20 protein-coding genes are annotated in these 26,831 nt (G+C 44.4%); 15 read left to right on the forward strand and 5 right to left on the reverse strand.

The features are described 5' to 3' along the window. Positions 1–23 precede the first annotated feature (23 nt). The 11 genes from CIK98_RS17250 to CIK98_RS17300 all read left to right on the forward strand — a co-directional run bounded on the left by CIK98_RS17250 (position 24) and on the right by CIK98_RS17300 (position 16,395). Positions 24–1,265 carry an aminoacetone oxidase family FAD-binding enzyme gene (locus CIK98_RS17250; protein ID WP_094386470.1) on the forward strand — a complete coding sequence of 414 codons (1,242 nt, stop codon included), beginning with the start codon at positions 24–26 and terminating at the stop codon, positions 1,263–1,265. 114 nt (positions 1,266–1,379) lie between these two features. Continuing rightward, positions 1,380–3,938: a glycoside hydrolase family 88 protein gene (locus CIK98_RS17255; RefSeq protein ID WP_094386472.1), complete on the forward strand. Its 2,559-nt coding sequence runs from the start codon at positions 1,380–1,382 to the stop codon at positions 3,936–3,938. A gap of 34 nt (positions 3,939–3,972) precedes the next feature. Continuing rightward, on the forward strand, positions 3,973–7,125 hold the full coding sequence (locus CIK98_RS17260) for a pectinesterase family protein (RefSeq protein WP_094386474.1): 3,153 nt from the start codon (positions 3,973–3,975) through the stop codon (positions 7,123–7,125). Beyond that, entirely contained in the window at positions 7,126–8,949 is a 1,824-nt protein-coding gene (locus CIK98_RS17265; RefSeq protein ID WP_141210590.1) for a pectate lyase, read from the forward strand. It begins immediately after the preceding gene. 129 nt (positions 8,950–9,078) lie between these two features. Next, positions 9,079–11,631 (forward strand): SLBB domain-containing protein, encoded by a 2,553-nt coding sequence (locus CIK98_RS17270; protein WP_094386478.1) that lies wholly within the window; start codon positions 9,079–9,081, stop codon positions 11,629–11,631. Between the two features lie 5 nt (positions 11,632–11,636). Beyond that, positions 11,637–11,891 (forward strand): DUF3791 domain-containing protein, encoded by a 255-nt coding sequence (locus CIK98_RS17275; protein WP_094386480.1) that lies wholly within the window; start codon positions 11,637–11,639, stop codon positions 11,889–11,891. Further along, positions 11,888–12,373 carry a DUF3990 domain-containing protein gene (locus tag CIK98_RS17280; RefSeq protein WP_094386482.1) on the forward strand — a complete coding sequence of 162 codons (486 nt, stop codon included), beginning with the start codon at positions 11,888–11,890 and terminating at the stop codon, positions 12,371–12,373. The genes CIK98_RS17275 and CIK98_RS17280 overlap by 4 nt, the downstream gene beginning before the upstream one ends. A gap of 3 nt (positions 12,374–12,376) precedes the next feature. Next, positions 12,377–12,601 carry a DUF3791 domain-containing protein gene (locus CIK98_RS17285; RefSeq protein WP_094386484.1) on the forward strand — a complete coding sequence of 75 codons (225 nt, stop codon included), beginning with the start codon at positions 12,377–12,379 and terminating at the stop codon, positions 12,599–12,601. Positions 12,602–12,605: 4 nt separating this feature from the next. After that, positions 12,606–13,664, forward strand: a complete 1,059-nt coding sequence (locus tag CIK98_RS17290) for a hypothetical protein (RefSeq protein ID WP_094386486.1) — start codon at positions 12,606–12,608, stop codon at positions 13,662–13,664. Between the two features lie 26 nt (positions 13,665–13,690). Further along, entirely contained in the window at positions 13,691–14,926 is a 1,236-nt protein-coding gene (locus CIK98_RS17295) for an O-antigen ligase (RefSeq protein ID WP_141210591.1), read from the forward strand. Next, on the forward strand, positions 14,899–16,395 hold the full coding sequence (locus tag CIK98_RS17300) for an MATE family efflux transporter (protein WP_094386490.1): 1,497 nt from the start codon (positions 14,899–14,901) through the stop codon (positions 16,393–16,395). Before CIK98_RS17295 ends, CIK98_RS17300 begins: the two co-directional genes overlap by 28 nt. Here CIK98_RS17300 and CIK98_RS19005 read toward each other — a convergent pair. After that, positions 16,372–17,043 (reverse strand): CatB-related O-acetyltransferase, encoded by a 672-nt coding sequence (locus tag CIK98_RS19005; protein WP_094386492.1) that lies wholly within the window; start codon positions 17,041–17,043, stop codon positions 16,372–16,374. The two genes, CIK98_RS17300 and CIK98_RS19005, sit on opposite strands and share 24 nt — an antisense overlap. Then, complete coding sequence (locus tag CIK98_RS17310; RefSeq protein ID WP_094386494.1) at positions 17,040–18,197, reverse strand: glycosyltransferase; 1,158 nt, start codon at positions 18,195–18,197, stop codon at positions 17,040–17,042. The genes CIK98_RS19005 and CIK98_RS17310 overlap by 4 nt, the downstream gene beginning before the upstream one ends. 144 nt (positions 18,198–18,341) lie before the next feature. On the opposite strand from CIK98_RS17310, the gene CIK98_RS17315 reads away from it, so the two are divergent. After that, positions 18,342–19,271: a glycosyltransferase family 2 protein gene (locus CIK98_RS17315; protein WP_094386496.1), complete on the forward strand. Its 930-nt coding sequence runs from the start codon at positions 18,342–18,344 to the stop codon at positions 19,269–19,271. A 101-nt stretch (positions 19,272–19,372) separates the two neighbouring features. Here CIK98_RS17315 and CIK98_RS17320 read toward each other — a convergent pair whose 3' ends face one another. The 3 genes from CIK98_RS17320 to CIK98_RS17330 are packed head-to-tail and all read right to left on the reverse strand — an operon-like array spanning position 19,373 to position 22,530. After that, on the reverse strand, positions 19,373–20,449 hold the full coding sequence (locus CIK98_RS17320) for a glycosyltransferase (protein WP_094386498.1): 1,077 nt from the start codon (positions 20,447–20,449) through the stop codon (positions 19,373–19,375). Between the two features lie 5 nt (positions 20,450–20,454). After that, complete coding sequence (gene wecB, locus CIK98_RS17325; RefSeq protein ID WP_094386500.1) at positions 20,455–21,627, reverse strand: non-hydrolyzing UDP-N-acetylglucosamine 2-epimerase; 1,173 nt, start codon at positions 21,625–21,627, stop codon at positions 20,455–20,457. Between the two features lie 57 nt (positions 21,628–21,684). After that, a complete protein-coding gene (locus CIK98_RS17330) occupies positions 21,685–22,530 on the reverse strand; it encodes a family 16 glycosylhydrolase (RefSeq protein ID WP_094386501.1) in 846 nt (281 codons plus the stop codon). Between the two features lie 528 nt (positions 22,531–23,058). Here CIK98_RS17330 and CIK98_RS17335 point away from each other — a divergent pair. From CIK98_RS17335 to CIK98_RS17345, 3 genes are read left to right on the forward strand one after another with little or no spacing between them, the layout of a single operon-like run. Next, entirely contained in the window at positions 23,059–24,993 is a 1,935-nt protein-coding gene (locus CIK98_RS17335) for a nucleoside-diphosphate sugar epimerase/dehydratase (RefSeq protein ID WP_172410018.1), read from the forward strand. 36 nt (positions 24,994–25,029) lie between these two features. Beyond that, positions 25,030–25,785, forward strand: a complete 756-nt coding sequence (locus CIK98_RS17340; RefSeq protein WP_094386503.1) for a UDP-glucose 6-dehydrogenase — start codon at positions 25,030–25,032, stop codon at positions 25,783–25,785. Between the two features lie 18 nt (positions 25,786–25,803). After that, positions 25,804–26,814, forward strand: a complete 1,011-nt coding sequence (locus CIK98_RS17345) for a glycosyltransferase family 2 protein (protein ID WP_094386505.1) — start codon at positions 25,804–25,806, stop codon at positions 26,812–26,814. The last annotated feature ends 17 nt before the right edge of the window (positions 26,815–26,831 follow it).

Genomic DNA, 26,831 nt, shown 5'->3' on the forward strand with positions numbered 1-26,831 from the left:
CGGCATTTTTCTATACCCATAGCATGAACATAGCCATAATAGGAGCAGGAGCTGCCGGATGCTTTACGGCAATAGAGATAAAACGACGTTTGCCACACACAAAAGTCACAGTATTCGAAGGTGGCAAAAAGCCTCTTGCCAAAGTAGCAATCACTGGTGGCGGGCGATGCAACCTCACCAATAGCTTCAAGGAAGTAAGCAGCATCGACTCCGTATACCCAAGAGGGGCAAGGCTTATGAAACGGCTGCTGAAGGAATTCGGCAACCAAGACACATGCTTGTGGTTTGAGAATGAAGGGGTACGTCTTACCACCCAGCCAGACCAGTGTGTATTCCCTGTGTCGCAAGACGCAATGGAGATTGTAAACACACTAACGTCACTGATGAGAAAACATGACGTAAAACTGAAAACCGGACACAAGGTAACAGGCATTGTTTATAACGAAGAGGAACAAGAAAACAGATATAGCCTTGACATCCAGACTCCAACAGGATCCAGCGTCTATCATGCCACTCACGTGGTTGTCACCACTGGCGGCAGCCCTAAAAAAGAAGGTCTGAGAATATTTGACCGACTCAACCTGGAAACAATATCCCCCATTCCCTCACTCTTCAGCCTATGCTTACCCTCCCACCCCATCACACATCTCATGGGCACTGTCGTGGAAAACGTGACGGCAGCCATTGCGGGTACAAAGATGAAAGCAGAAGGTCCAATACTCATCACACATTGGGGACTTAGCGGACCTGCCATTCTCAAACTCTCTTCTTATGCCGCACGCTATCTTTACGAACATGAGTATAAGGCTACAATCGTTGTAAACTGGTTTGGAGGAGAACGTGAAGAGAATATACTCAACTACTTGAACGATATTATAATAAGACATCCACAAAAACACATTCAAAGCATCTATCCACAACAACTTAATAGTCGGCTTTGGCAATTCATTCTCCATGAATGTGGCATAAAGGAACATATACGTTGGGCTGAAATAGGGAAGAAAGGTCTCCACAAACTCGCCTCATGCCTTTCGAGCCACACTTTCAATGTAAATGGTAAAAACCGCTTCAAAGACGAGTTTGTCACATGCGGAGGCGTGGCACTGTCGAACATAAATCCGTCTACTCTCGAATGCAAGAATCACAAAGGACTGTTCTTTGCGGGAGAAGTACTGGATGTAGACGCCATCACCGGCGGTTTTAATTTGCAAGCAGCATGGACAATGGCATATATAGTAGCAAAATCGTGTGCAAATAAACATTGAAACACCATTAAATTGCCACAAAAGGGAAAAAAAATACTTAAAAAACTTGGTATTTAATGTTTTTTTATTAACTTTGCACCATAAACTGAAAACTAAAAAACAAATTATACATTTATGAAGTACATTCACTTACTAATCATCTTACTTTTTATTCCTTGCGCAGCCATGGCTAATGCTTGGGATACACAGTACAAACAAATCGAAAAGAACATCAGACAACCTGAGTTCAAAGACAAGTCTTACAACATCACCGACTTCGGTGCCAGCACCAAGGCAAAGGCTGCCGACAACCAGAAGGCCATCAACAAGGCCATAGCCACTTGTTCCAAAAACGGTGGAGGAAGAGTGGTTATCCCTGAGGGCACCTTTATTACTGGTGCCATCACCATGCTCAGCAAGGTAAACCTTCACATCGAGAAAAACGGTGTCCTTCTGTTCGCTTTCCAGCCCGAACTCTACCCCATCGTCCCCACACGCTGGGAAGGTATTGACTGCTGGAACCTGCAGCCTTGCGTCTATGCCTATAAGCAAACAGACATTGCCATCACCGGCCAGGGTACCATCGATGGTGGCGGAGAAAACGACACTTGGTGGAAATGGTGTGGTAAGGATCATTACGGATGGAAAGAAGGCATTATCAGCCAAAAGTCTGGAAGTAGAGCAAGACTGCTTAAGATGGCAGAAGACGGAGTGGACATGAACGAAAGAAAGTTCGGCCCACAGGACGGACTCCGCCCTCAGCTTATCAACTTCAACCAATGCGACGGCATTCTCATCGAAGACGTAACACTGCTCCGCTCCCCATTCTGGGTAATACACCCACTTTTGTCGAAGAATATCACCGTACGCGGCGTACATATCAACAATGACGGTCCAAATGGTGACGGCTGCGACCCTGAGTCTTGTGACGGAGTACTAATCGAAAACTGTTTCTTCAACACCGGAGACGACTGTATAGCCATTAAGAGCGGACGCAACAACGACGGACGACTCTGGGGACGTCCAAGCGAGAACATCATCATCCGCAACTGCGAAATGCAAAACGGACACGGCGGTGTGGTTCTGGGTAGTGAGATATCCGGAGGATGCCGTAACGTGTTTGCAGAAAACTGCAAGATGGACAGCCCTGACCTCGACCGCGTAATACGCATAAAGACAAACACCTGCCGCGGAGGCATTATCGAAAACCTCTATGCACGCAACATCGAGGTCGGACAGTGTGGAGAATCGGTACTGAAAATCAATCTCGACTACGAGCCCAAAGAGATTTGCTGTCGTGGATATGCTCCTACGGTAAGAAATATTAATATCGAAAACATCACATGCCAAAAGAGTAAGTACGGAGTACAGATCATTGCACTCGACTCTGTTTGCAACGTTTACGACATCAACGTCAAGAACTGCCGTTTCAATGGTGTAAAGGATGGCAACTTCGAAAGCGGCCAGACACGCAATATCAACTTCGACAACCTTTTCATCAATGGTAGTCTCGTTCTAAAAAAAAAGCCCTTTGACAACTACAGCCAGTGGCTCACATTCTCAGAAATGAAGCGCGTACCACAGTCGTACATGCTCGACTTCGCAAAGAAGCCACGATGGAGCTACGTCATGGGTATAGAACTGGAAGCAATGCTCGACACATATCTTAAATATGGTGGCGACGACATACGAAAATATTGCCAGCTCTATACAGACACAATGATAAATACAAAGGGAGAGATAAGGACTTATAAACTCGAGGACTATAACCTCGACCAAATACGTACGGGGCATTTCGTGGCAAGGATGTATGAGAAATATCCTGAGGCCAAAAACCTTGCAGCCATGAAAACCCTGATGAAGCAGCTCGACAAACAACCAAGAACAAAGGAAGGCGTATATTGGCACAAAGCCATATACGCCTACCAAGTTTGGCTCGACGGCATCTTCATGGGACTGCCCTACCGCTGCCTCACTGCACGCATGCTCTTGAAACCTAAGAAAGCCCAAAGGATTTACGACGACGCGGTAAACCAAATAAGCAAGACTTACGAGCGCACACTCGACCCGAAGACTGGCCTCAACCGCCATGCTTGGGACGAAACCCACGAGATGTTCTGGGCTGACAAGGAAACGGGACTTTCACAACATTGCTGGGGAAGAGCTCAAGGATGGTACACAATGGCTCTCATCGAACTGCTCGACGCCATGCCTGAGGATTATGAGCGCCGTGGTGAGGTCATCGAACTCCTACGCAAGGACCTCGATGCTGTTATCAAATGGCAAGACAAGGAAACTGGACTATGGTATCAGGTGATGGATCAACCTGGACGCAAGGGCAACTATCTTGAATCAACTTGCTCTTCGATGTTTGCCTACGTGTTGATGAAGGCCACCAACAAGGGCTATCTCGGCGACAAGTATTTCTTGGCAGGCAAGAAGGCTTATCTGGGAATACTGAAGAACTTTATCCGCGTGAATGCCGACAAGACAATATCGCTCACCAATTGCTGTGCTGTGGCAGGCCTTGGACCGGGTATGAGCGAGGCTGTTAAGAAGGCAGCACCAAATGTTAAGGAGAACAAGCGCCGCGATGGTTCATACGACTATTATCTCAGCGAACCAGTGCGCGACAACGATGCCAAAGGTGTCGGTCCGTTCATCTGGGCTTCACTCGAATACGAAAAGAAATAAACACTAATCTTATATTTTAATTAAACAATCAAAAATGATACAATTAAAGACTTTAGGAACACTATGCATTATGCTTGTGCTCTCGCTTGCAGCAAAAGCAGGCGATGTGACGGCGGTATGGGACTTCCAAAACGACCTGCCGGCTGGTATTAAAACAGCAACGGCTTTTGAGAAATCATCAGGAGAAGTGCAGTCAACTGTGGAGGGCATCACTATGTTTGTTGATGCCACCAACGGCAAACTAAAAGGACGCGACACTGACGCGCAGTTTAACAATGGCACCATCATCCGTGTGCCGGTAAAGTCAACAAGCGACATCGTCACCGTGGTGAGCTATCCCAACTACCACAACTACAACGTGGGCGGAACAGCAGCCGACGCTGACGAGGTTAACCACAAGGCAACAACAGCCGAAGTGGCACAGGGCTACGTGGAAATAGAAAGCACCGGAAGCAGCTACCTCTATTCCATTCAGGTATTGCAGGTGTCTCCTCTTCAGGAAAAATGCCTCTACTCTACCAACTTCTCCGAATGGGGAAATTACGAGAAGAAGGCTGCTGCCGAGGAAACACAGGTAACATGGCAGACCAAATACAGCCATGAGACCCTGACCTTCTCTATCTTCAACACACAGATTGGCGCTACCAACTTCAATACAGGCAAATTCCCCAACTGGGAAGGAGGTATGCTGATGGCAGCCAAGAGCGCCGACCCGTATATCCTCACCTCTACTTTGGCTTCTGTGACAAAGGTTCATTTTATGCACGGTGCCACAGGAAGCAACCGAGGATGGAAGCTCGAGGCCAAGGGCGACGGCGACCAGGACTGGGTGGTAATTTCTGAGTCGGTAGCTAATCCCGCTACAGGATGTGATGTTAACGTAGATGTCAACCGCACCAATGTTCAGCTGCGCTGGAAAAACCTCAATGCTTCGCAGAACGCATATATGATGCAAATCGACATCTACGGTATGGTTGACATGTCGCTGACTCCTTCTCTCGGTGAATTAAGTGTTAACGGCAAGACATACGCTGCCGACGACATCTTCTCAGAGCAGAACGACGGCACCATGGCTGCCACTGTCGAGATATCCAAGTTGGAGACAATGATTTCTGAGGCTAACCCTCTCACCGGTCTCACCACCAATAACGGCGAGATTACATCTACCACCTACTCTAAAGATAATAACGGCAACGGCGTGGTGACACTGGTTGTAAATGCCAACGGCGCTGACCGCACCTATGTACTCACCATAGTATTTAAGCCCGACTTCACCCTCACTTATTACGGAGTATCTGGAAATGTACTCGGCACACAGACTGTAGAGAAGGACGCTGCCATCAGCGAATTCTCATGCAATTATAACGAGGACATACCCACAAGCAGCGTCTTCCGTGGCTGGTATGTCAAGCCCGATGGCGGTCGCCGCTTCGCCACCGACGATGTAGTGACATCCAACCTCAGCCTCTATGCTCTCGTGACCAAGGACGAGGCATTGTCAAATGGCACAGAGCGTTATAGCTATAACCTTGCCGACCAATATTTCTATGCCGAAGACCACGAGGCATTCAACCCTGAGGGCAATGGCAAATTCCACGATGGCACTCATGGATGGGTATTCTCTCAAGGCGACAAGCTCAACCTGCTCGTTGGCGGACATGCATATATCAATCTCGGATTGTGCAGATACAGCGCTGGTGACATCACACTCTATGACGCAGAAGGCGTTGCGCTCGGCACTTTAGCCGCACAAGTGGACACCGACGGACAGAGCGGAGCATTCGAATACACAGGTGAGGCCACCACTCTCACACTCACATTCACTGGAACAACTTACCTTCACTATGTCACCATCATCAACGACATCAACACCGATATCAAGAAGAATGACACAGGCTACTTCATCGTGAAGGCCGGCGACGCCGACAACCTACTCGCAACACTTGAGATTGCCAATGCACAGGCATCTGACGACGTGCGTACCAAGATCTTCGTACCCAACGGCACATACGACCTCGGCAAAACCTGCCTCACTAAGATTAGCGGTAACAATATCTCGCTCATCGGCGAAAGCATGGAGGGTACAATCATCGTGAACGCTCCCGATGTGGCCAACGAGGGAATCGGCACCACTGCCACCATCCTCAACACTGGTAAGAACACCTACTTGCAGGACATCACATTGCAGAACGCCCTCGACTACTATGGTTCAGGAGCTGCCGGACGTGCCGTATGTTTGCAGGACAAGGGTGCCAATACAATATGCAAGAACGTGCGCATGCTTTCATATCAGGACACTTACTACAGCAACGCCAACAACGCCTTCTACTGGGAGACATCCGAAATCCACGGCACTGTTGACTTTATCTGCGGCGGTGGCGACGTCTTCTTCAACAAGTGTCTGCTAGTGGGCGAGAGCCGTTCGGCTACAGGCAAGAGCGGAGAGGTGACACTGACTGCTCCATATACCGACGCAAGCAACACCTTCGGATATGTATTCGACGGATGTACCATCGAGAACCGCGCAGCTTCGTTCAACTTCGGTCGTGCATGGGGTGGCGTGCCTCGCCTGGCATTCCTCAACACCATCATCAACCAGCCCAATGAGATTGCAGCAAAGCGTTTCACCGCAGCTGGCATGAACGTTCCTGCCGACAAGTTTGTCGAGTTTAACTCTATGGATGCAGACGGCAACGTGGTTACACCAACCACCAACGTGGTGAAATTCACCAAGGACTCCAAAGTTAACGAGATGGAAACAGTAATCAATGCAGAACAGGCTGCAGCCTACGCCCTTGACAAGGTATTCCCGACATGGACACCCGCTGCACTTGCCTCACAGGTGACAACTGCCAACGTGACCCTCACTGATAACACTCTGAAGTGGGATGCCGTAAACGACGCATTCGCATACGCTATCATCTGCAACGGCAAGATTGAGGCTATTGTTGACGCCTCTGTCACAAGCTATGCCGTTAACGACGCTTCTGCTTCCTATGCTGTTCGCGCAGCCAACGAGATGGGTGGTTTCGGTGAGGCTGTTGCCACTGGCACAAACACCGCAATCAACAACATTGCCAACACAGCCGAAGGCAAGCAGATTATCCACACCATCGGAGGCATCCGCTTGAATGAAGCAAACGCTAATGGTGTATATATCATCAACGGACAAAAAATAGTAAAGTAAATGAATAATAAATTATTTCACTCATGGGGACTAATCATCCCCATGAGTTTATTTTTGGGTATAGCCAGCCCAATGCCTGCACAGGCGCAGGACGCACCGGCTTTCCCCGGTGCTGAAGGTCATGGTCGCTATGTCACGGGAGGACGTGGCGGCAAGGTGATTCATGTTACTAATCTTAACGACAGTGGCACAGGTTCATTGCGCTGGGCTCTGTCGCAGTCGGGCACTAAGACCATCGTCTTCGACGTGAGTGGTTATATCGACTTGAAGTCGCAGCTTAATGTAAGCTCCAACACTACTATTGCTGGACAGACAGCCCCCGGCGATGGTATCACACTTCGCTACTATACCCTCTACTTCGGCAAAAGCGACAATGTGATAGTCCGATTCATCCGTTGCCGTCGTTCACAAGTGAAAGATGTCAACGACGGAGCCGATGCCACATGGGGACGCAACCGCAAGAACATCATCCTCGACCACTGCTCATTCTCTTGGAGCATCGACGAGGTGGCATCATTCTACGACAACCTCAACTTCACCATGCAGTGGTGTAACGTCACCGAGGCTCTCGCCAATCCCGGTCACTCAAAGGGTGCCCACAGCTTTGGAGGTATCTGGGGTGGAAAGAATGCTTCATTCCATCACAATTTCCTCGCCCACATGCAGAATCGTGTTCCAAGATTCAATGGTGCACGATACAACTGGGACGGATATGACAAAACACTCTATGAGAACTCTATTCAGGCAGAGCGCGTTGACTTCCGCAACTGTGTGATGTACAACTGGGGTGATGGCAACGGATGCTACGGTGGTCCTGGCGGTGGATATATCAATATGATAAACAACTACTATAAGGCAGGTCCTGGAACAAAAAACAAGACTCGAGTCACCCAGGTGTCGGTGTCTGACGCTTCAAATGGCGGCAACAATCCCTTCCCCGGCTATGCCTCACGATACTATATCAACGGTAATTACGTGACAGCAGCTTCTTCTCCTAAGAACTACGATTGGCATGGAGTTATCTATGACTCCGGCCTATTTACCATTAATGGTGAAAAATATATTGCCGATCCTAATCATTACTACGGAGAAGATCAGACATATTTGAAGAATACAAGTGGCGTTGACTGCATCCGCCTCAAACTCGACGAACCGATTGACGCGGGCGAGGTGACAACCCACAATGCACAGACAGCATACGAGAAGGTGCTGAAATATTGCGGTGCCTCTTATGTACGCGATGAGTGCGACTTAAGGTATGCCGAGGAGGCAGAAAACGGAACAACTACCTTTAAGGGAGCCATTGTGAAGCGTGCCGGCATCCTTGATGTCATCAATGACCCTGAAGGAACAGAAGACCCCACCACTGCAAGTTACCCAACCTTGCGCGAGGAACAGCGTGCCGCAGGCTTTGACTCCGATGTCGACGGCATACCCGACGACTGGGAAGTGGCTAACGGACTCGACCCCAACAACAGTACCGATGCCTCAGCCAAAACCCTCGACAGCTACAAGGAATGGTACACCAATCTTGAAGTTTATCTCAATTCCTTGGTACAGGAAATCGTAATAAACGGCAATTCAGATGCCGAAACTCCAGTGAAAGAATACTTCCCGGCATACCATAAAGCCGACGGCACTCTGGTAAAGGCAGTCAACGGCGAAGACACCGCTATCGAAACATTGAACGACGACTGCGGAATAGTGGATACAAGACATTACGGCATTGACGGAGTTGAGAGACGCAATAATGCAAAAGGCTTCTCTATAAAAGTTGAAAAGCGTGCTAACGGCAACGTAATAGTAACAAAAAGTATAAAATAAGCGGGACAAAATACTTTTTCCCATTATTTTCTTCCTTGTTTGCATTTTTTTGCCTACCTTTGTACAATAAAATAAAACTATATAAGTTTATATAATAAAAAGGTATATATATTAATATTGCAAACAAGAATGAAAAGACTCTTTATCATGATATCTATGATTGTTGCGATGGCAGGAAATGCCATCGCACAATCTATGTCCGACGACCAAGTGATATCTTTTGTTGTCAAAGAACAACAAAAAGGCACATCACAATCTCAGATAGTCACAAAGCTCATGCAACAAGGCGTGACCATCGAGCAAATTAGGAAAGTAAGACAAAAAGTGGAAAGACAAAAGAAAAACCAAGGACTCGGAACACAAGATATCACCGGCGAAAGCAACCGCCTTCGCGAAAACAACACTTCTACAAGCAACCAGAACATTTCGCCATATCGCATAAAGGACGGCAATTACACAAGACATACCTATGATACCAACGATCAGGAGTACATGCTCATGCAGAACGAGCTGAACGATTTCATGCCCGACTCTACCACAATGGCAGAACAAGCCATGTACCGCCGACTTGCCGATGACCAGATATCAAACAGAAACAAGGTATTCGGTCGTGACATCTTCAACAATCCCCGACTTAACTTCGAGCCAAACATGAACATCGCCACACCGCAGAACTATCGTCTCGGACCTGGCGACGCAGTGTATGTAGACATATATGGCGCATCGCAAAAAACCATCGAAAGCACTATCACACCCGACGGAACAATAGTCATTGAAGGCTACGGCCCTATTGAACTCTCGGGACTTACAGTCAACCAGGCCAACAGCAAACTGAAGGCCACACTCGGCGCACGCTACAAAAGCTCTAAGGTAAAACTCACCGTAGGACAGACCAAAACCATATCAGTAAACGTGATGGGCGAAGTAATGACCCCAGGCACATATACCCTATCCGCCTTCGCCACCGTGTTCCACGCACTATATATGGCAGGCGGAACAAACAGCATCGGTACGCTCCGTAACATCAAGGTATTCCGCAACAACCGTCAGGTAACCACTGTCGATATCTACGACTATATACTCAACGGCAAAATGACTGGCAACATCCGTCTTGCCGAAGGCGATGTCATAGTAGTAGGCCCTTACGATTGTCTTGTAAGCATCTCCGGCAAGGTGAAGCGCCCAATGTATTACGAGATGAAGCAAACCGAAAGCCTTGCCTCGCTCATGAAATATTCAGGAGGCTTTACCGGCGACGCCTACAAGAAGTCAGTACGTGTGGTACGCAAGTCAGGAACACAATATTCCGTGTTCAACGTGGGAGAGTTCGACATGAGCTCGTTCCGTATGTCAGACGAAGACAGCGTAAGCGTCGACTCTATCCTTCCACGCTATTCCAACATGGTAGAAGTGCGAGGAGCCGTATTCCGTCCAGGCATGTACCAGATGGGAGGTGAAGTGGAAACAGTGCGCACCCTCATCCAGCAAGCTGAAGGAGTGACCGAAGACGCCTTCACGGCACATGCTGTAATGCACCGTCTGAAACCCGACCGCACCCTTGAGGTAATACAAGTCGATGTCGACGGAATCATGAATGGACGCGTGGCAGACATACCGCTGAAGAACGAAGACGTGCTATACATCCCGAGCAAGAAAGAGCTTCAGGAAGATCTTACTCTGACCATACATGGCGAAGTGATGTATCCCGGCATATACAAATATGCAGACAATGAAACCCTTGAAGACCTAGTGTTACAAGCAGGCGGTTTGAAGGAAACTGCATCGCTCATGAAAGTAGACGTGGCCCGTCGCATAGTCGACCAGCGCCTTACCACCTCTTCCGACACCATTGCCCATACCTTCTCCTTCGCCCTGAAAGACGGCTTTGTCATCGATGGCGAGCCTGGCTTTGTCCTGAAACCCTACGACGAGATTTACGTTCGCAAGTCACCAGGTTTCTACAAGCAGCAGAATGTGTATGTAGAAGGCGAGGTGCTCTTTGCTGGCACATATACCCTGTCAAAGAAAAACGAGCGGGTGAGTGAGATAATAAAGAAAGCCGGAGGCTTAAGCAACATGGCCTATCCACAAGGAGCCCGTCTCGAACGCCGCCTTACCAACCTTGAACGCAAGCGCGTGGCAGAAATCATGAAACTTCAGCGCGAACAACGTGAAGACGAGATAAGGTCACAGGCAATAAAGTCCGGCAAGTCGATATCCGACCTCAAACAATTGGCAAGCACTGATAACTATGAGATACCAGACTTCTACCCCGTAGGCATCGAGCTCGACAAAGCCATTGCCAACCCAGGTTCAGATGCTGACATTGTACTGCGCGAAGGCGACAGACTTACCGTGCCAGTATATAACGGAACAGTGAAGATAAACGGTGAGGTTATGTACCCCAATACCGTGGCTTACAAGGAAGGCAAAGGCATAAACTACTACATCGACCTTGCCGGCGGCTTCAGCGGTAAAGCCAAAAAGAGCCGCACTTACATCATCTATATGAATGGCGATGTGGCCAAGGCAGGCCATGGCGTAAAGGTAAAGCCAGGTTGTGAGATAGTAGTGCCACAGAAGTCGATGTCGAAGATGTCCACCGCCGAATCAATCTCGCTCATCTCCGGCACCGCCTCCATAGCCGCCATGATAGCCACCATCGCAAATCTATTGAAATAATAATTATGGAAGAGAAGAAAGATAATATGGCTGATGTAATGCAGTTTGTGGTTTTCGCCATAGAGAGTGCTGCTCAAAAGACAGGCATTGATTCTACCGAACTCTATAACCGTCTCCAACGTTTGAATTTGGTTCAGAGTGTGTTGGTTGAAGGTTATGACATGCTACACACTCAAGGTAAACCTTTCATTGCAGACTACGTTATCGATACCCTAAATAATTGGGAAAGGCAAGAAAAAGAGAAAGGAGGTAATGCGTGAAATTATTTCATGGGAGTTTAGTGAGGGTGGAGTATCCTGATGTGACCATAGGTAGAGATTCTCTTGACTTTGGCCGTGGTTTTTATATGACCCGTGATTACGAGCAAGCTGTGAGATGGACTAACATATTGGTAAAGAGAGAACCATCTGGAGTTAGAACAATCAATACATTTGAACTGTCAGATGATGCGTTTGAAAAATATAACTATCGCTTGTTTGAGTCTTACAACGACGAATGGCTTGACTTTATTGTCTCTAACAGACTTGGTGGAGAGGACTGGAGAAATTATGATATCATTGAAGGCGGCATTGCCAACGACAAGGTCTTTGACACCATAGAGATATATATGTCAGGTATGATACCCAAAGATGTTGCTATCGGGCGTTTGAAAAACGAGAAGATCCGGAATCAGCTATGCATTGTCAGTCAAGATGTTGTTAATGATTGTTTGAAATATGTTGAATCTATAATAATAGAGTGAAATATGTTGGATGTACTTATTTGGAACAAATATGCCCGTGTGGTTACGAAACTATCCAAACGGCTCGGTGTGTCCCAGTTGGAAGCATTAGGATTGTTCTACAACAGTCGTCTGTTCCCTCTTCTAACTGATGAGTCATATCCACTTATTACGATGGGCGACACATATATTGTGAATGAATTGGTGAATGAAATAATGGACAATAAAAAGAAACCAATTAAACATTGATAAAATGGAAGAGAAGAAAGAAAAAGATACAATAGACCTTGGTCTGATAGCCAAGACATTATATGAGAAACGAAAGAAGTTTTTCATTATGTGGCCAATTGTGGCAATTCTGTCAATTCTGTGGATAATACCACAGCCAAGGTACTATAAATGTAGTGTATCGCTGGCTCCGGAGACGAATGGCGATGATATGGGAGGCGGTCTCGCCTCAATGGCATCATCGTTCGGCATTAATCTTGGGGGCAACAGCAGCGATGCTATTTATCCCTTGCTCTACCCCGATCTTTTGGGATCGAATAAGTTTATCGTCAGCCTGTTTGATATCAAGGTGAAAACCGACGATGGCACAGTGGATACCGACTATTACACATATCTCACCAAGCACCAGAAGAAAAACTGGCTGACACAGCCGTTCAATAAAGCAAAGAATGCCATTGTTAAATTGTTTAAAAGCGAAGAGAATACAACAAGAGGCAATGGAAAAAAAATAGAAGCATTCCGGCTTTCGGAGCGCGATTATAAACTTGTGGAAAAGGTAAAGACCAACATCACGTGTGACGTGGACAAAAAGACAGACGTGGTGACAATCACCGTACAGGATCAGGATCGTCTGGCAAGTGCCATACTTGCCGACTCTGTGAAGCAGCGGCTACAGGACTTCATTATTGAGTATCGCACAAGCAAGGCACGGCTCGACCTCAACCATTATGAGGGTCTGGCAGCAGAGGCTAAGAAGGAATATGACGCATCAATAGCAAAATACAGCGATTACTGCGACACCAACCAGGACATTATCCTCCAGACTTCCATATCGGAGCGAGACAAACTTGAGGCCGACATGCAGCTAAAATACAACACTTATACTGCACTCTGCACACAGGTTGAGGCTTCCAAGGCCAAGATGCAGGAGCGCACCCCGGCATTCACAACACTGAAGACGGCCACAGTGCCCATAAAGCCCGCCGGCCCGAAGCGTATGATATTCGTGGTTGGTATGCTCTTCTTCTCGACATTCGTGATGGCTCTTTGGCTGTCGAGGAAGATATTGATAACGCAGGCATAATAAACAAAAGCAATAGTAAGGGCAAGATGAATTTTGTGATACATCTGAAGAAGCTGACTCTTATTCCCATTTTTATGCTGGTGGCGGTGATTATGCTTACATCAATGTCACTTTCGGAGTTGGGGATGAGTAGCTTGTCGTATCTCTGTTATGGTGTGACACTGCTAACCTTTGCGTCGCTCGTGGTGGTGTGTCTATATGAGAAAGAGATGAGCAGGTATGGCTTCCTTGGGTTCTTGTTTCTTGTGATGCTGGTGAGCAGCACGGTCATCAATGCTCAGGAAATAAAGCCTGTGACATATAATGTGGTGGAGATAGGCAGCATGTATATGTTTTTGAGATATTACAGGGGAAGTCTGAAAGTAGTTGTGATAGGCTCAGCCATAGGACTGTCGATATGCGTGTATGCCAATTTCTTGCATATGTTAAATCATCCGGAATTATGGTCATTTGAAAACGATAAGTATGGTACAGGCTATCTGCTTGGCAACAACTATAACCAGATGGGATGCCGCTTGATTTCGGCTGTAGTATGTTCCATATTATGCCTGAAGTATTCCAAGTGGTGGCTTCTGAATGTGATACCAGTTATATTGTGCAGTATCATTCCGCTTGCCATTATCAGGAGCATGACATCGTTGAGCTGTATTATTATGTTCTTGGTATTCTGCGTCATACCTTGGAAGAAGCTTCAGCGGTTTGCCTTTGCGTCGGTGATGACGGTGGTAATATTGTTCCAGACGTTTGTCGTGTTCAGCGGCAAAGGACTTGAGAACAATCCACTTGCAGTGTATATAGTGGTTGACGTATTAGAGAAGGACATAACCTTTACACATCGTACGCTGATGTGGGACCAGGCGCTGAAAGTCATAGCCGATTCGCCAATAATTGGCCATGGTATGGTTGATTCCGACTGGTATATCAAGCACATGGAGTCGTTTGCCACAGGACCCCACAACATCGTCCTCGCTTCATTAATCCATGGAGGAATAATACTGTTAGGCCTGTATATAGCATTGTCATACTTGTCGCTGCGCAGGCTATGGATGTCGGATGATCGTATGGCTGTCATATTGGCATTCGGCATAGCCTCCCTGATGGTGATGATGCTGATGGAGATGGTGCCTTATTTCTTCATCTTGCTGCTATTGGGTTTGGGGTATAACTACAATGACATTTCGCAACAGGCAATATCTAAGAAAAAAAAGGAAAAGAGAGGAACAAAATTCATTATATGGAAAAAAACGCCAACCGCACAATAGTAATCAATTCTATGCTGCTTTATGCCCGACTGGGCATAACGACGCTTTGCTCCGTATTTGCCACCCGTTATGCTCTCCAGGCTCTTGGAGTGAGCGATTTCGGACTGGTAGCAGTGGTGGCGAGTGTTATAACATTCATGAGTGTGGTCAACACTACGATGGTTTCCGCCTCCAATCGTTTTATTGCCGTGGCCATAGGCAAGGGCAATATAGAAGAAATCAACCGCACGTTCAATGTATGTCTTGTCATTCACATTGCAATAGCACTGATCACGTTGGCTCTTTCCTATCCCTTGGGACATTACTATATTTACTACATACTGCAATACGACGGCCAGCTTGACCTGGTGATAAAGATTTACGACATCAATATCATTGGAGCCATAATAGCATTCATTGGCGTGCCGTATAACGGTTTGTTGATCGCCAAGGAGAGATTTTTTGTGTTTTGTCTCACCGATGTATTATGTAACTTGGTCAAGGTTGTGGTGACATACATGCTCATAAGCCATTTTTCCGACAAGTTGCTTGTATATACCTATCTGCTGGCTTTTGTGGCCGGATTTCCCACACTGTTGTTCATGGCCTACTGTCACAAATACTTCAGCGAAATAACAAAGGTGAGGATTGTAAGGAATCGGAAGCCATATATAGACATACTCTCATTCTCGGTATGGATAGGCTACGGGGCTGTGGCAATAGTGGGCCGTTCACAGGCAGCCGCCATGCTCATCAATGCATTCTTCAACACTGTAATGAATGCCGCTCTGGGCATAGCCAACTATGTTCTCCAGATGGTGATGCTGATAGCTCAGAACGTCACTAAGCCTATTTCCCCACAGATAACTAAGGCATACGCAGGTGGTGACATGGAGAGATGCAACACTCTTGTGGTGTTGTCGGCAAAGATGTCATTTATTGTCGTTTTTGTAGTAGGTGCACCATTGTTTTGTGAGATGGAATATATCCTTGGTCTGTGGCTTGGCGAGGTTCCTCCATACAGCGTGTTGTTTTCACGCCTGTTTGTGGTCAATATGCTTGTTGACTCGCTCAATAGCGGTATATCTGAATATGTGATGGCAGGCGGCCGAATACGCCGCTATCAGATATTTGTCAATACACTTTATCTGCTTTCCATACCTGCAGCCTATGTGGTGTTGTCGTTTGGTGCCGAGGCTTGGTGGCTATTGGTAGTGTATATCATCTTCTCGGTGTTCATCCTCATGACCCGTCAGTATGTGATGAGACTGGAATATGGTTTTGACACTAGGGTGCTTTGGAAAAGGGTGTATATACCCAGTTTGATTGTTGTGGCATTGTTTGCGCCATTGTGCATAACAGGCCTACCGCTTCATGGTATGCTTGCCTTGCTTGTTGAGGGGCTATTAGCTTTGGCGATAGTGTATATAGTGTGCCTCAATTCCAAAGAGCGGGGATATATAACGTCAAGGGTTAAGCGCATGTTTTAATTTATTGATATCGGCAAACAACCGCCAGTTGTCCTTGAACCAAGTCTCAGGCTTGTCCCACCATTTTGTGTCGAGAAGCCATTTGATGTCCTCCTCATTATATCTGTATTTTATGACCTTGGCGGGAATACCAGCCACGATGGCGTATGGGGGAACATCGCGAGTGACGACGGCTCCCGCAAGCACCACGGCTCCGTCACCTATGGTCACCCCGGATATTATTCTGACGTCGGAGTTAATCCAGCAGTCATTGCCGATAATGATGGCGCTGTCGCTCTTAGAATCTGCCATTATCCTCTCGTCAAATATTGTTTCGGTGGCATAACTAATGCCGCCGCATTGCCCCAATGTGGAATAGAATGCGGGAGAGGTGGTGGCAAACGGATAGCTGACGGGATGGCGATACATAATGCTCTTGACATTGCTTCCTATCGACGTGTATCGGCCAATCTTGGCATAAAGGTCGGAGCCTTGGGCTATATAGCTGCAACGCCCCATGTGTCCCGTGTAGCTGGTGTGGGACCCGATGCTGTTATTGCCTTCGAAGACGGCATGGCGGCCCACGACACTTGTGTATTGGAATCTGAGTGCCTTATGGTGCTTAAGATACGTATAGAGAAATCTTGCTGTCTGTAAGAGAATATTCATAAATATTTTGCTTTGAAGAGTTGGATGAAGTCATTAAAGAAATTCCTAAATCCATAGTCGCGTATGAACAGGAATGAATTTTGAATGAAATGGGTGGCGAGGTAGCTTGGATTGCCCAGGTTCTGAGGATAGTGGCTCTTGACCGTGGTGTCATAGAGGTAGATACCGAGACCTTGGCAGCCTTCCAATACATTCGTCTCTATGGGACGGCGTGTATATCCAAAGTTAGCCAACACTTTATACGGCAGTCGCCTTGTAGTGAGCCAATAGCGTTTGTTCATCGTATTGCCATTGGTGGAGTTGAGGTCAAGACAACATTCCGATTCATTCAGCCGGAGACAGTCGTATAATGCCTTGTTCTCAAACCATCCGTCATATTTGATGCTATTGTCATCGATATCCGGTAAACGGAGATTCTTCATGTCGCCAGCTAGTATGGGCACTTGAAATATTGTGTCGGTCTTACGTATATGCGTACCAGGTTCGCTGAAGTTTGTAGTGTATGAGACGTATGGGAATACAAAAAATTTGTTGGTCTCTATACAGTAACGAGTATGATATTTTAACCATGACTTTTCGCTCCACGAACAAATACTCTTGGGTAAGGTGGGCATATAAGGAAAATCGAGGTGCTGTTTGTACCATTGTTCAAACTCCTTCCACTGTCTTTTCATCCATACCTGTCCCCACGACATGGCGCAGTTCATAAAGTATGCGTCATGACCGTCGTGCAGCGGAATAAAGGGAGAACGTAGGTGGTAGTTGACAGCAAAGGAATAGAGGCTGATGCCCGCCACATTGTCGCAAGAAAAATATTTCTCGACAGTTTGCTGGGTATATGTCCAGAAATATGGAGATACTACGAGGTCATCCTCAAGGATGACTATAGCGTCGTATTCATCCAGCAGCCTTCCCTGTTCAAGTACATGGGCTCTCAGGCCAAGGTTGCGCTCGTGTTTCACCACAGTCTTCTTGCCGTGACGCCATGAATGATCATCGGCAAAACGCTCCACCTCATCAGTATTGCTTTTGTCAATGCTAATATATAATGGTATGCTCACTTCGTCATATATGGCATTGTCCAATGACTGCAGAAGTCTATGTAGAGAGTCTTTTCTGTTATATGCAATTACAACTAATGCAATGGATTTCATATATATTATTTTTCTGCAAAATTATAAAAAAAGACAATGATTACGACAAATAAAGAGATAAAAAAAATTAAAATAAGGGGAAAACGATGTTCCATTTGCCAATAAGTGATTTTTATTTTATACTTTTGTGCAAAATAGATAATAATGGCAATAAAGATAGCAGCAATACTAACATGCTTCAACCGCAGGGAAAAGACGGTGAAGTGCCTGAATAGTTTGTTCAGGGCAGAGAATCAATACAACCATTCACACGATAGCGAAGAGTTGTGCGTGACTGTTTACCTTACTGACGATGCCTGTAGCGACGGCACTGCCGATGCGGTAAGAGGCGTATGTAAGGGCAGAGAGTTGCATATACTTCAAGGCGACGGCCATTGCTATTGGGCTGGAGGAATGCGCCTGGCATGGGGCGAGGCCTTGAAAAATCAAGAAGAATTCGACTTCTTCCTCTTGCTCAATGATGACACGACCATTGGCGACAACGTATTTGATGAGCTGTTTGCCACTCATCGTTATGTCATGAAAAATACTGGCAAGCCGGGAATATACAGCGGAATGATATCTGATGTCAATGATGTGACACGCATAACCTATTCTGGGTCGGTATATGTCGATACGTCGAAGAGTCAGTATCATAAGGTCATGCCTGATGGGAAACCGCTCAAGGTGGATATCACCAATGCCAACATTCTCTTAGTGCCCAAGGAGATTGTATGTCATGTAGGCATATTTTATAAAGGATATATTCATGGTGGCGCAGACTACGACTATGCCATGATGGTGGCTCGCCATGGTTATTCGGCATTCATTACCGAGAAGGTGTGCGGACAATGTGAATATGACCATAAGAAAGGTAGCGAGGTGATAGCCGACTTCAGAAAGATGTCGCTCAGGGAAAGATACCGATATGTAAATAATCCGGTGCATGGCGACCATGACTACTTGTTGTTCCTCAAACGCCATATTCCGCATAAATATCCCATCAGTTGGGTGCTACGAAAGATAAGGCTGTTTGTTCCTTCTCTTTACGCGGAGATATGCAGGATGAGAGGATTAGAAGAATACAAAAAGTAATGATGTAGTTAGTTTTGTTTTGTAGCTTGGTCTTAACAAAGATTTTTCCTTCTCCACTCCTTTTGGGCATGGCAATTATTGTTATGACAAAGCTACAATCATTACTGCATTTTCAAGTTTGAATCAAGTTTTTCAAAAAGTGTCATATTGTTGTTTATTAAATCTTTCTTATTTATATTATATGCATTATCCGTCATACGCCGTAATTCTTTTTCAGATACACGATTTATTAAAGATACAATAGCATTGTCGTCCATTGCATCTATATCATAACCTATGCCTAAGCGATTAGTTTTTTCAGCCAAAAACGTATGGGAACTAACGATTATGGGAGTTTCAAAATACATGCACTCGTATATTTTATTCGGTTCTGCAAAACGTACATTCTCATATTTTGTGTCATAAGTAGAAAGAACAAGATCAATCTTACTATATATTTCTGGAAGATCGTCAGGATTATGAAAAAAACCGTGGAATATGCAGTTCTTGTATTTCTTAAGAGTTTCAAATTGTGTTGGTACAGGACCTCCAAAAATATGAAATACATGTTGTGGAAAAGTTCTGCAATACACGTCAATAAAATTATATATTGAATCGAAACGTGGGGCTCCAACAAACCCTATAGAAATGGTATTCTTATCAAATTGTTTTCTTGGAGGAACTTTATAATCTAATACTTTTGGATTAAGTTTATTTTCCACCAAACAAACATTGTGAGGTTTATTTCCATTAAAATGATATTTGACAAAGCCCTCTGATGTCAATATCGTCAATATGGAAGATTTGATAATTTTCAGATCAATATATTCTAATACTCCTTTTAACCTCGTATATGTATGAGTAAGGTCACATTCTTCATAAATGTATTTAAAACCAGGGTTAAAAAAATGGAAGAACATAGCAATGTCTAAACCACATAAGTAAAAGACATCTTTTTGTGGGTTATGTCTTTTGCCCAGTTCTCTAAATTTTTTTATATATAGTTTAATACGTTGAGCATAATTTTTATCAGATATAGAGCCTAAAATACTTATATTATAAGGCAAATTAGGTTTTTTGTTTGAATTTTTCCTTTCAAATCCATAGACATTGACAGTATATCCTTTATCTATAAACTCTACGATGCGATTCCTATAATGAGAGTCGGATATTGATGGAACTATAAATATTATTTGCATATTGCTTAAACTTTGTATTGATCAACATTTTCATCATTTAATATACGGACAATGCGATTGCAAGCATTTCCGTCACCATATGGATTTACAGCTTTTGACATTTTGTCATAAGCATCTATATCTTCTAAAAGCATTGACACTTCGCTAATTATTTTATCATAATCAGTGCCAACCAAATGAACAGTTCCATAAGCTAAAGCCTCTGGTCTTTCTGTCGTATCACGCATTACAAGAACAGGTTTGCCTAAAGCAGGAGCTTCTTCCTGAATACCTCCAGAATCTGTCAGTACAATTGTTGACTTTTCCATCAAATAAACAAACTCGATATACTGAAGTGGTTCGATAAAAAAGAAATTTGGCCGTTTCAAATTCTCTCCAAACACTTCATGAATAGATTTTCTTACGTTAGGATTGAGGTGCATGGGATACACAAAATCGACATCCTTATATTTCTCAGACAAATCCTTCATTGCTGTTACCATGCGAATAAATCCACTGCCAAAGTTTTCTCGGCGATGACCTGTTATAAGGACAAGTTTTTTATCATTATTTAGCCTTGACACGTCATAACCTGCATTAAACAACTTCTTTTCTTTTTCTAAAGATAGATTCTTGTCATTCTTCAATTTATCAACAACCATATGAAGTGCATCTATGACAGTATTGCCAGTAATATAAATATCACCATAAACTCTTTCTTCAATAAGATTTTTCTTTGATAGAAGAGTCGGCGAAAAATGATATTTAGCGATACGTCCTGTTATTTGACGGTTCATCTCTTCAGGCCAAGGACTATAGATGTTGTGAGTACGCAGACCTGCCTCAACGTGCCCCACTGGTATTTGTGCATAGAATGCGGCAAGAGAGGCTGCTGTTGAAGTTGTGGTATCACCATGTACTAAAACGACATCAGGTTTACAAGTCTTGAATATGTCGCGCATACCCGTTAAAATACGTACAGTTACATCTGTCAAGTCTTGCCCTTGTCTCATAATATTCATATCGAAATCTGGCTTTACATCAAAAATATTAAGTACTTGATCAAGCATTTCCCTGTGTTGACCTGTGACGCATACTATAGTATTAAATACATCTGTGCGCTTTTGGAATTCCTTTACCAACGGACACATCTTTATAGCCTCGGGACGTGTACCGAAAACAAGCATTATCGTTTTCATATTTTTTTATTATAGTGAAGTTATAATCGTCTGTCTTTAAATTTATAGAAATCTGAACTATTTGAACATGTTTGTTATATTTTGATACACCCTAATCCAGTCAAACTCTGTAACATAGGTAGCTTTAGTGTCGGGATAGAGCCCCATGTTGCCATTGCACAGGCTTTGGTTAAGACGCAGAAACATTGGTTGGAAGAATGTCCACTGATTTTTGGCCTGCATTGCCACTGACGTGGATTTGATGTATCTGCCAGTCTCCTTTCCGTCGATGGTCCAGACTACCTCAGTGGGGGTCCATACAATACCATATACATGCCACTTGGTGATATCAATATCCTTCCTGAACTGGTTTTTCTCACCATGCTTCTTGGTGTTGACGGTATATCCGGAGTGAATGGTCTGTATGACCTCCTTCCTCTTTCCGAACGATTCAATTATGTCAATTTCAGAGTATAACTTGTGTTTCTTAGGGTCATTTCTTATCCACGCGGCGGGTGAATTGCCACTCTTGACGTTTGTCCTCATCCTTACTTCCACCTTGCCATAGGTAAAGTCAAACAAGTCCATCGTCTCCACCGCCCCTGTCAACATTTTGGCTGTGTCAGCTTTCAAGTCTTTGTTAGGTATGGCTCTACACACGAGTCTGCCGTTCTTGATATATACCACATCTTTACTGTCGGATATCCATCTTGCCCATCGGCTTGGATTGCGGCGGCATCTTTTCCACTTTGTGCTGTCGGGCTGTGAACCATTAGGAAGGTTGAACTCGTCAGAAAAAACAAGTTTGTATCCTTCATCGTTGAGGCTGTTGTCATTTCCTGTTATGGCAGTGAAAGACAAGATGGTAGCAAGACATACCAATCCCGATATTACACAAAGTATATGTTTATTGTTTGTCTTCATTGTTGTGGCTTTTATTTATTCGCCGCAAAATTAGCAATTATTTATTGTATATGCAAGAAAAATTCGGATATATTTGTTGGTTTGGACATTTTTTCATGATTTTGCATTCCAAAGCGGGCTTATCTCTCCTGCGGCAAGTGAAGTCTTTATGGGTACATATATAAATAGAGGCAATTGTGAGTTTAGCGACATTGTGAACAGCGAGTATGTTGACAAGACATCACAGATTCCATTAATTAGCAGGCAATCGTCAGTGAACTTAAACACAACCACTCAACAGAGACTGCCATCAGTCAGATAAAGCAGAAGAACTACCCTGCGAAGTTGGCTGGATATCCTGGCGACATTCTGCTTGTGGGAATAAACTATGACAAGGAGTCAATACTTCTTTCATGAAAAATAGAAAGAATCATTCACGCAAGAAATTGAAGCCATAAAAACTTTAATTGATATTTATGTTAAATCGGGTACAATATTTTCAATATCTGTTCGTTTATATATAAAAATAGACTGAGAAGATCTGAAAATATGATAATTCAAAAAATACATAAGTTCATCAATTGGTACTTCAGCCGCAATGCATTACCTTACTGGTGCATTCTTGCAGCCGATTGCTTATTACTATTCTGTTTCTACCTTTTTGGCTATTATTGTTTCATAGGTGGCGACGGTATAGTGGATTATTTTTGGCAAAAGGTTGGCGTGATATCGCTATGCCTTCTATTCTACATGATAGGCTTCCGAGTTTTTCACACATACTCAAATGTAATAAGATATTCCTCTTTCGTTGACCTATACCAGTTGGCTTGCGCAAATGTTATTGGTACTTTGTGTGTCATTATCATAAGGATACTATTTGTTGATCATGATAACACGATATTCCCTGGATTAAGGATCACATTATTTGCATTCTGCTTCGGTACTTTATCTATGTGGGCAGTCAGAGTACTTGTGAAGACTTTGTTCGATGTGGTAGACGTAAATGTTAACGCCAAGAGGGTTTACATCTACGGCACAAAATCACAAAGTGTCAGTATTGCCAAGAGCGTCAGAAGCCAACATCCATCAAAGTATATTGTCAAGGGATTCGTATCGCCACAGACTGGACAAAATATGAAATATCTTGCAGGTTTACCGATATTCGATGTGGCAGGTAGCCTCATCTCACGAATGAAAAGAGACGATATTGAAGGGATTATTGTGTCGCCTATATCTACTATAGACTTTTGTGCCGACCAAGAATTTATCGACTTACTCACAGACAATGGCATCAAACTCTTTATGATGCCCGAAGAATTTGAATGGAATGGTGTGTCGCCCATCACAAACGGAAACATGCTTCACCAGGTGGATGTGGAGGAGCTGCTCCCAAGAAAGCAGATTATGGTTGACACTGACGCCATCGCCAACGATCTCAATGGCAAGACTATACTCATCACAGGCTCGGCTGGCAGCATTGGCAGTGAAATGGTAAGGCAGATTGCCAAGTTTACCCCAAAATGCCTTGTTCTGATTGACCAGGCAGAGACTCCTCAACATGACATACGATTGATGATGGCCGATAAATGGCCTAACATAGAGTGTCATACAATCGTAACAAGTATTTGCAACCAAAAAAATATGGAAAAAATATTCGCTGAATACCATCCAGAATATGTATTCCATGCTGCCGCTTACAAGCATGTTCCGATGATGGAAGACAATCCTTCGGAAAGCATCAGAAACAATGTTATTGGCACGAAAATCATAGCCGACCTTGCAGTGAAATACGGCACAGGAAAATTTGTCATGATTTCGACCGACAAGGCAGTTAACCCCACAAATGTTATGGGATGTTCAAAACGCATTTGTGAAATCTATGTACAGAGTCTTGACAAAGCGCTGAAAGATGGTAAAGTACAAGGAGTGACACAATTTGTTACCACAAGATTTGGCAATGTGCTTGGTTCCAACGGTTCTGTTATACCATTGTTCCGAGAGCAGATAAAGAAAGGAGGTCCTGTAACTGTCACGCATCCCGACATCATCAGGTTCTTCATGCTTATTCCTGAGGCTTGCCGATTGGTGCTCGAAGCTGGTGTAAAGGGCAATGGAGGCGAGATATTCGTATTTGACATGGGTGACCCTGTAAAGATTTCTGACCTGGCCAAAAGGATGATAAATCTTAGCGGAGCCAAGGACATAGAGATAAAATACACAGGTCTGAGACCTGGAGAAAAACTATATGAGGAAGTGTTAAGTACCGAAGAGACCACCCTACCCTCTTTCCACGACAAAATCAGAATTGCCAAAGTTAGAGAATATGATTATGACAATATCAACCGTATTATTTCTGACATGGGCAAGAAATGCGACTCCCTGTCAGATCTTGAAATCGTAAGAACAATGAAACATATTGTGCCTGAATATATCAGCAAAAATTCTGTATATGAGGTGTTAGACCAAAAACAGGCAAAATCATAGAGAATAAATCAATAATTTATATAATTTACAATCGCAATGATTAACGTTGGAATTATTGGATGTGGCTTCGTTGGAGGAGCCTTGAAGGATTGGTTGGAGCACAACAATCCGGAGTGTAAACTGTTCATCAGCGACCCGCCAAAGGGTTATAATGACGACTTGAGTAATATCGACATAGCTTTCCTGCAGATCCATGTACCTACAGAAGACGACGGCACCCAAGACCTGAGTCTTATGAAAGAGCTTATTTCAAATCTTCCAGATGTGCCAGTTTTCGTACGTACCACTATACTGCCGGGTACAAGCGACATGCTCTCACGTGAGACCGGACACCAGGTATGCTATATGCCGGAGTTCCTGACTGAGCGCACACATATTGAGGATTTCAAGAAGCAGACCATGGTATTTACCGGTGCACATGAGCTGCTCACCAAAATCTTTGTAGGCAAGAAGTTCACGGTGATGAGTCCGCTAGAGGCCGAACTCACCAAGTATATGCACAATGTGTTTGGAGCATATAAGGTGACTTACTTTAATGCTTGCAGGGAGTATTGTGAGCAGATGGGAGGTGACTGGCGCAAGGTTCATACAGGTATGCTACTTTCGGGTTATATCAATGACACTCATACATACGTTCCCGGACCTGACGGCAAGTTTGGATATGGCGGCAAGTGCTTCCCCAAGGATGTCAATGCATTTGCCAAGATGACCCAAGGCACTCCCCTGGGTACGCTTCTAGAGCATCTGCATGAGCTGAACGTGCACTTCCGCGGATTTGAGGAACATATATAATATGTATATAAATATACCATGTTATCAGTTGTTTGCCCCATATATAACGAAGAGAAATACATTGCAAAATGTATAGAGTCGCTATTGAAACAGGATTACCCAAAAGATGATTTGGAGATACTTTTTGTGGATGGTATGAGCAATGATAAAACACGAGAAATCATTGCCTCATACACGAAAAGGTATCCTTTTATCAAAATGTTGGATAATCCAAAGAAAATAGTGCCCTATGCCATGAATGCGGGGATTATAGCCTCCAAGGGTGATATTATTATTCGTTTAGACGGGCATGTGGAATATCCCACAAACTATTTCTCAGCCTTGGTTCATAATCTTAAAGAACTGGATGCCGATAACGTGGGAGCATTGTGTGAAACTCTGCCATGCGGTACATCCTCGAAAGAGCTGGCCATTGCTGAAGCTCTGAGCAGTTCGTTTGGAATGGGAAACTCCTACTTTCGAATAGGGTGTAATGAAGTGAGACGGGTGGATACTGTTCCATTCGGATGCTTCAAGCGCGAAGTGTTCGACAAAGTCGGTTTGTATGACAACGAGTTGATTCGCAACCAAGATGATGAGCTTAATGGACGTATCATCAAGAATGGTGGAAAGATTTATCTCATACCAAGCATAGTGACAAAATATTATGCTCGCGACAAGATACGCAAAGTAAGGAAGATGTTTTACCAATATGGTTTATACAAGCCTTTGGTTAACAAGAAGTTGGGATCGCCTGCCACTGTCAGACAATTTTTTCCCCTTGTATTTGTGTTAGGTCTCTTTTTGGGTGCGGGCTTAAGCTGCATTAGTAGGATTGTTGCTGTATTATATGCGGCAGTGTTAGTCTTGTATCTATTTCTGGCATGCAGTTTTACGCTTAAGTCTATCGTGAAAACAGGAATAATGGGACTTATTCTCTATCAGCCATTTATTTATTTGACTATCCATCTCAGTTATGGATGGGGGTATTTATTTGGCATATTCAAGATTCTTTTGCATAAACCGTTTAATGCTGAATCAAACAGATGATTTTTAGTGAATATCTA

It is taken from the genome of Prevotella sp. P2-180, assembly GCF_002251435.1.
GTDB lineage: Bacteria > Bacteroidota > Bacteroidia > Bacteroidales > Bacteroidaceae > Prevotella.

Bases quoted from the DNA above. Each gene is read 5' to 3' on its own strand.
- CIK98_RS17250 (WP_094386470.1), top strand. From the start codon at position 24: ATGAACATAGCCATAATAGGAGCAGGAGCTGCCGGATGCTTTACGGCA.
- CIK98_RS17255 (WP_094386472.1), top strand. From the start codon at position 1,380: ATGAAGTACATTCACTTACTAATCATCTTACTTTTTATTCCTTGCGCA.
- CIK98_RS17260 (WP_094386474.1), top strand. From the start codon at position 3,973: ATGATACAATTAAAGACTTTAGGAACACTATGCATTATGCTTGTGCTC.
- CIK98_RS17265 (WP_141210590.1), top strand. From the start codon at position 7,126: ATGAATAATAAATTATTTCACTCATGGGGACTAATCATCCCCATGAGT.
- CIK98_RS17270 (WP_094386478.1), top strand. From the start codon at position 9,079: ATGAAAAGACTCTTTATCATGATATCTATGATTGTTGCGATGGCAGGA.
- CIK98_RS17275 (WP_094386480.1), top strand. From the start codon at position 11,637: ATGGAAGAGAAGAAAGATAATATGGCTGATGTAATGCAGTTTGTGGTT.
- CIK98_RS17285 (WP_094386484.1), top strand. From the start codon at position 12,377: ATGTTGGATGTACTTATTTGGAACAAATATGCCCGTGTGGTTACGAAA.
- CIK98_RS17290 (WP_094386486.1), top strand. From the start codon at position 12,606: ATGGAAGAGAAGAAAGAAAAAGATACAATAGACCTTGGTCTGATAGCC.
- CIK98_RS17295 (WP_141210591.1), top strand. From the start codon at position 13,691: ATGAATTTTGTGATACATCTGAAGAAGCTGACTCTTATTCCCATTTTT.
- CIK98_RS17300 (WP_094386490.1), top strand. From the start codon at position 14,899: ATGGAAAAAAACGCCAACCGCACAATAGTAATCAATTCTATGCTGCTT.
- CIK98_RS19005 (WP_094386492.1), bottom strand. From the start codon at position 17,043: ATGAATATTCTCTTACAGACAGCAAGATTTCTCTATACGTATCTTAAG.
- CIK98_RS17310 (WP_094386494.1), bottom strand. From the start codon at position 18,197: ATGAAATCCATTGCATTAGTTGTAATTGCATATAACAGAAAAGACTCT.
- CIK98_RS17315 (WP_094386496.1), top strand. From the start codon at position 18,342: ATGGCAATAAAGATAGCAGCAATACTAACATGCTTCAACCGCAGGGAA.
- CIK98_RS17320 (WP_094386498.1), bottom strand. From the start codon at position 20,449: ATGCAAATAATATTTATAGTTCCATCAATATCCGACTCTCATTATAGG.
- wecB (WP_094386500.1), bottom strand. From the start codon at position 21,627: ATGAAAACGATAATGCTTGTTTTCGGTACACGTCCCGAGGCTATAAAG.
- CIK98_RS17330 (WP_094386501.1), bottom strand. From the start codon at position 22,530: ATGAAGACAAACAATAAACATATACTTTGTGTAATATCGGGATTGGTA.
- CIK98_RS17335 (WP_172410018.1), top strand. From the start codon at position 23,059: ATGATAATTCAAAAAATACATAAGTTCATCAATTGGTACTTCAGCCGC.
- CIK98_RS17340 (WP_094386503.1), top strand. From the start codon at position 25,030: ATGATTAACGTTGGAATTATTGGATGTGGCTTCGTTGGAGGAGCCTTG.
- CIK98_RS17345 (WP_094386505.1), top strand. From the start codon at position 25,804: ATGTTATCAGTTGTTTGCCCCATATATAACGAAGAGAAATACATTGCA.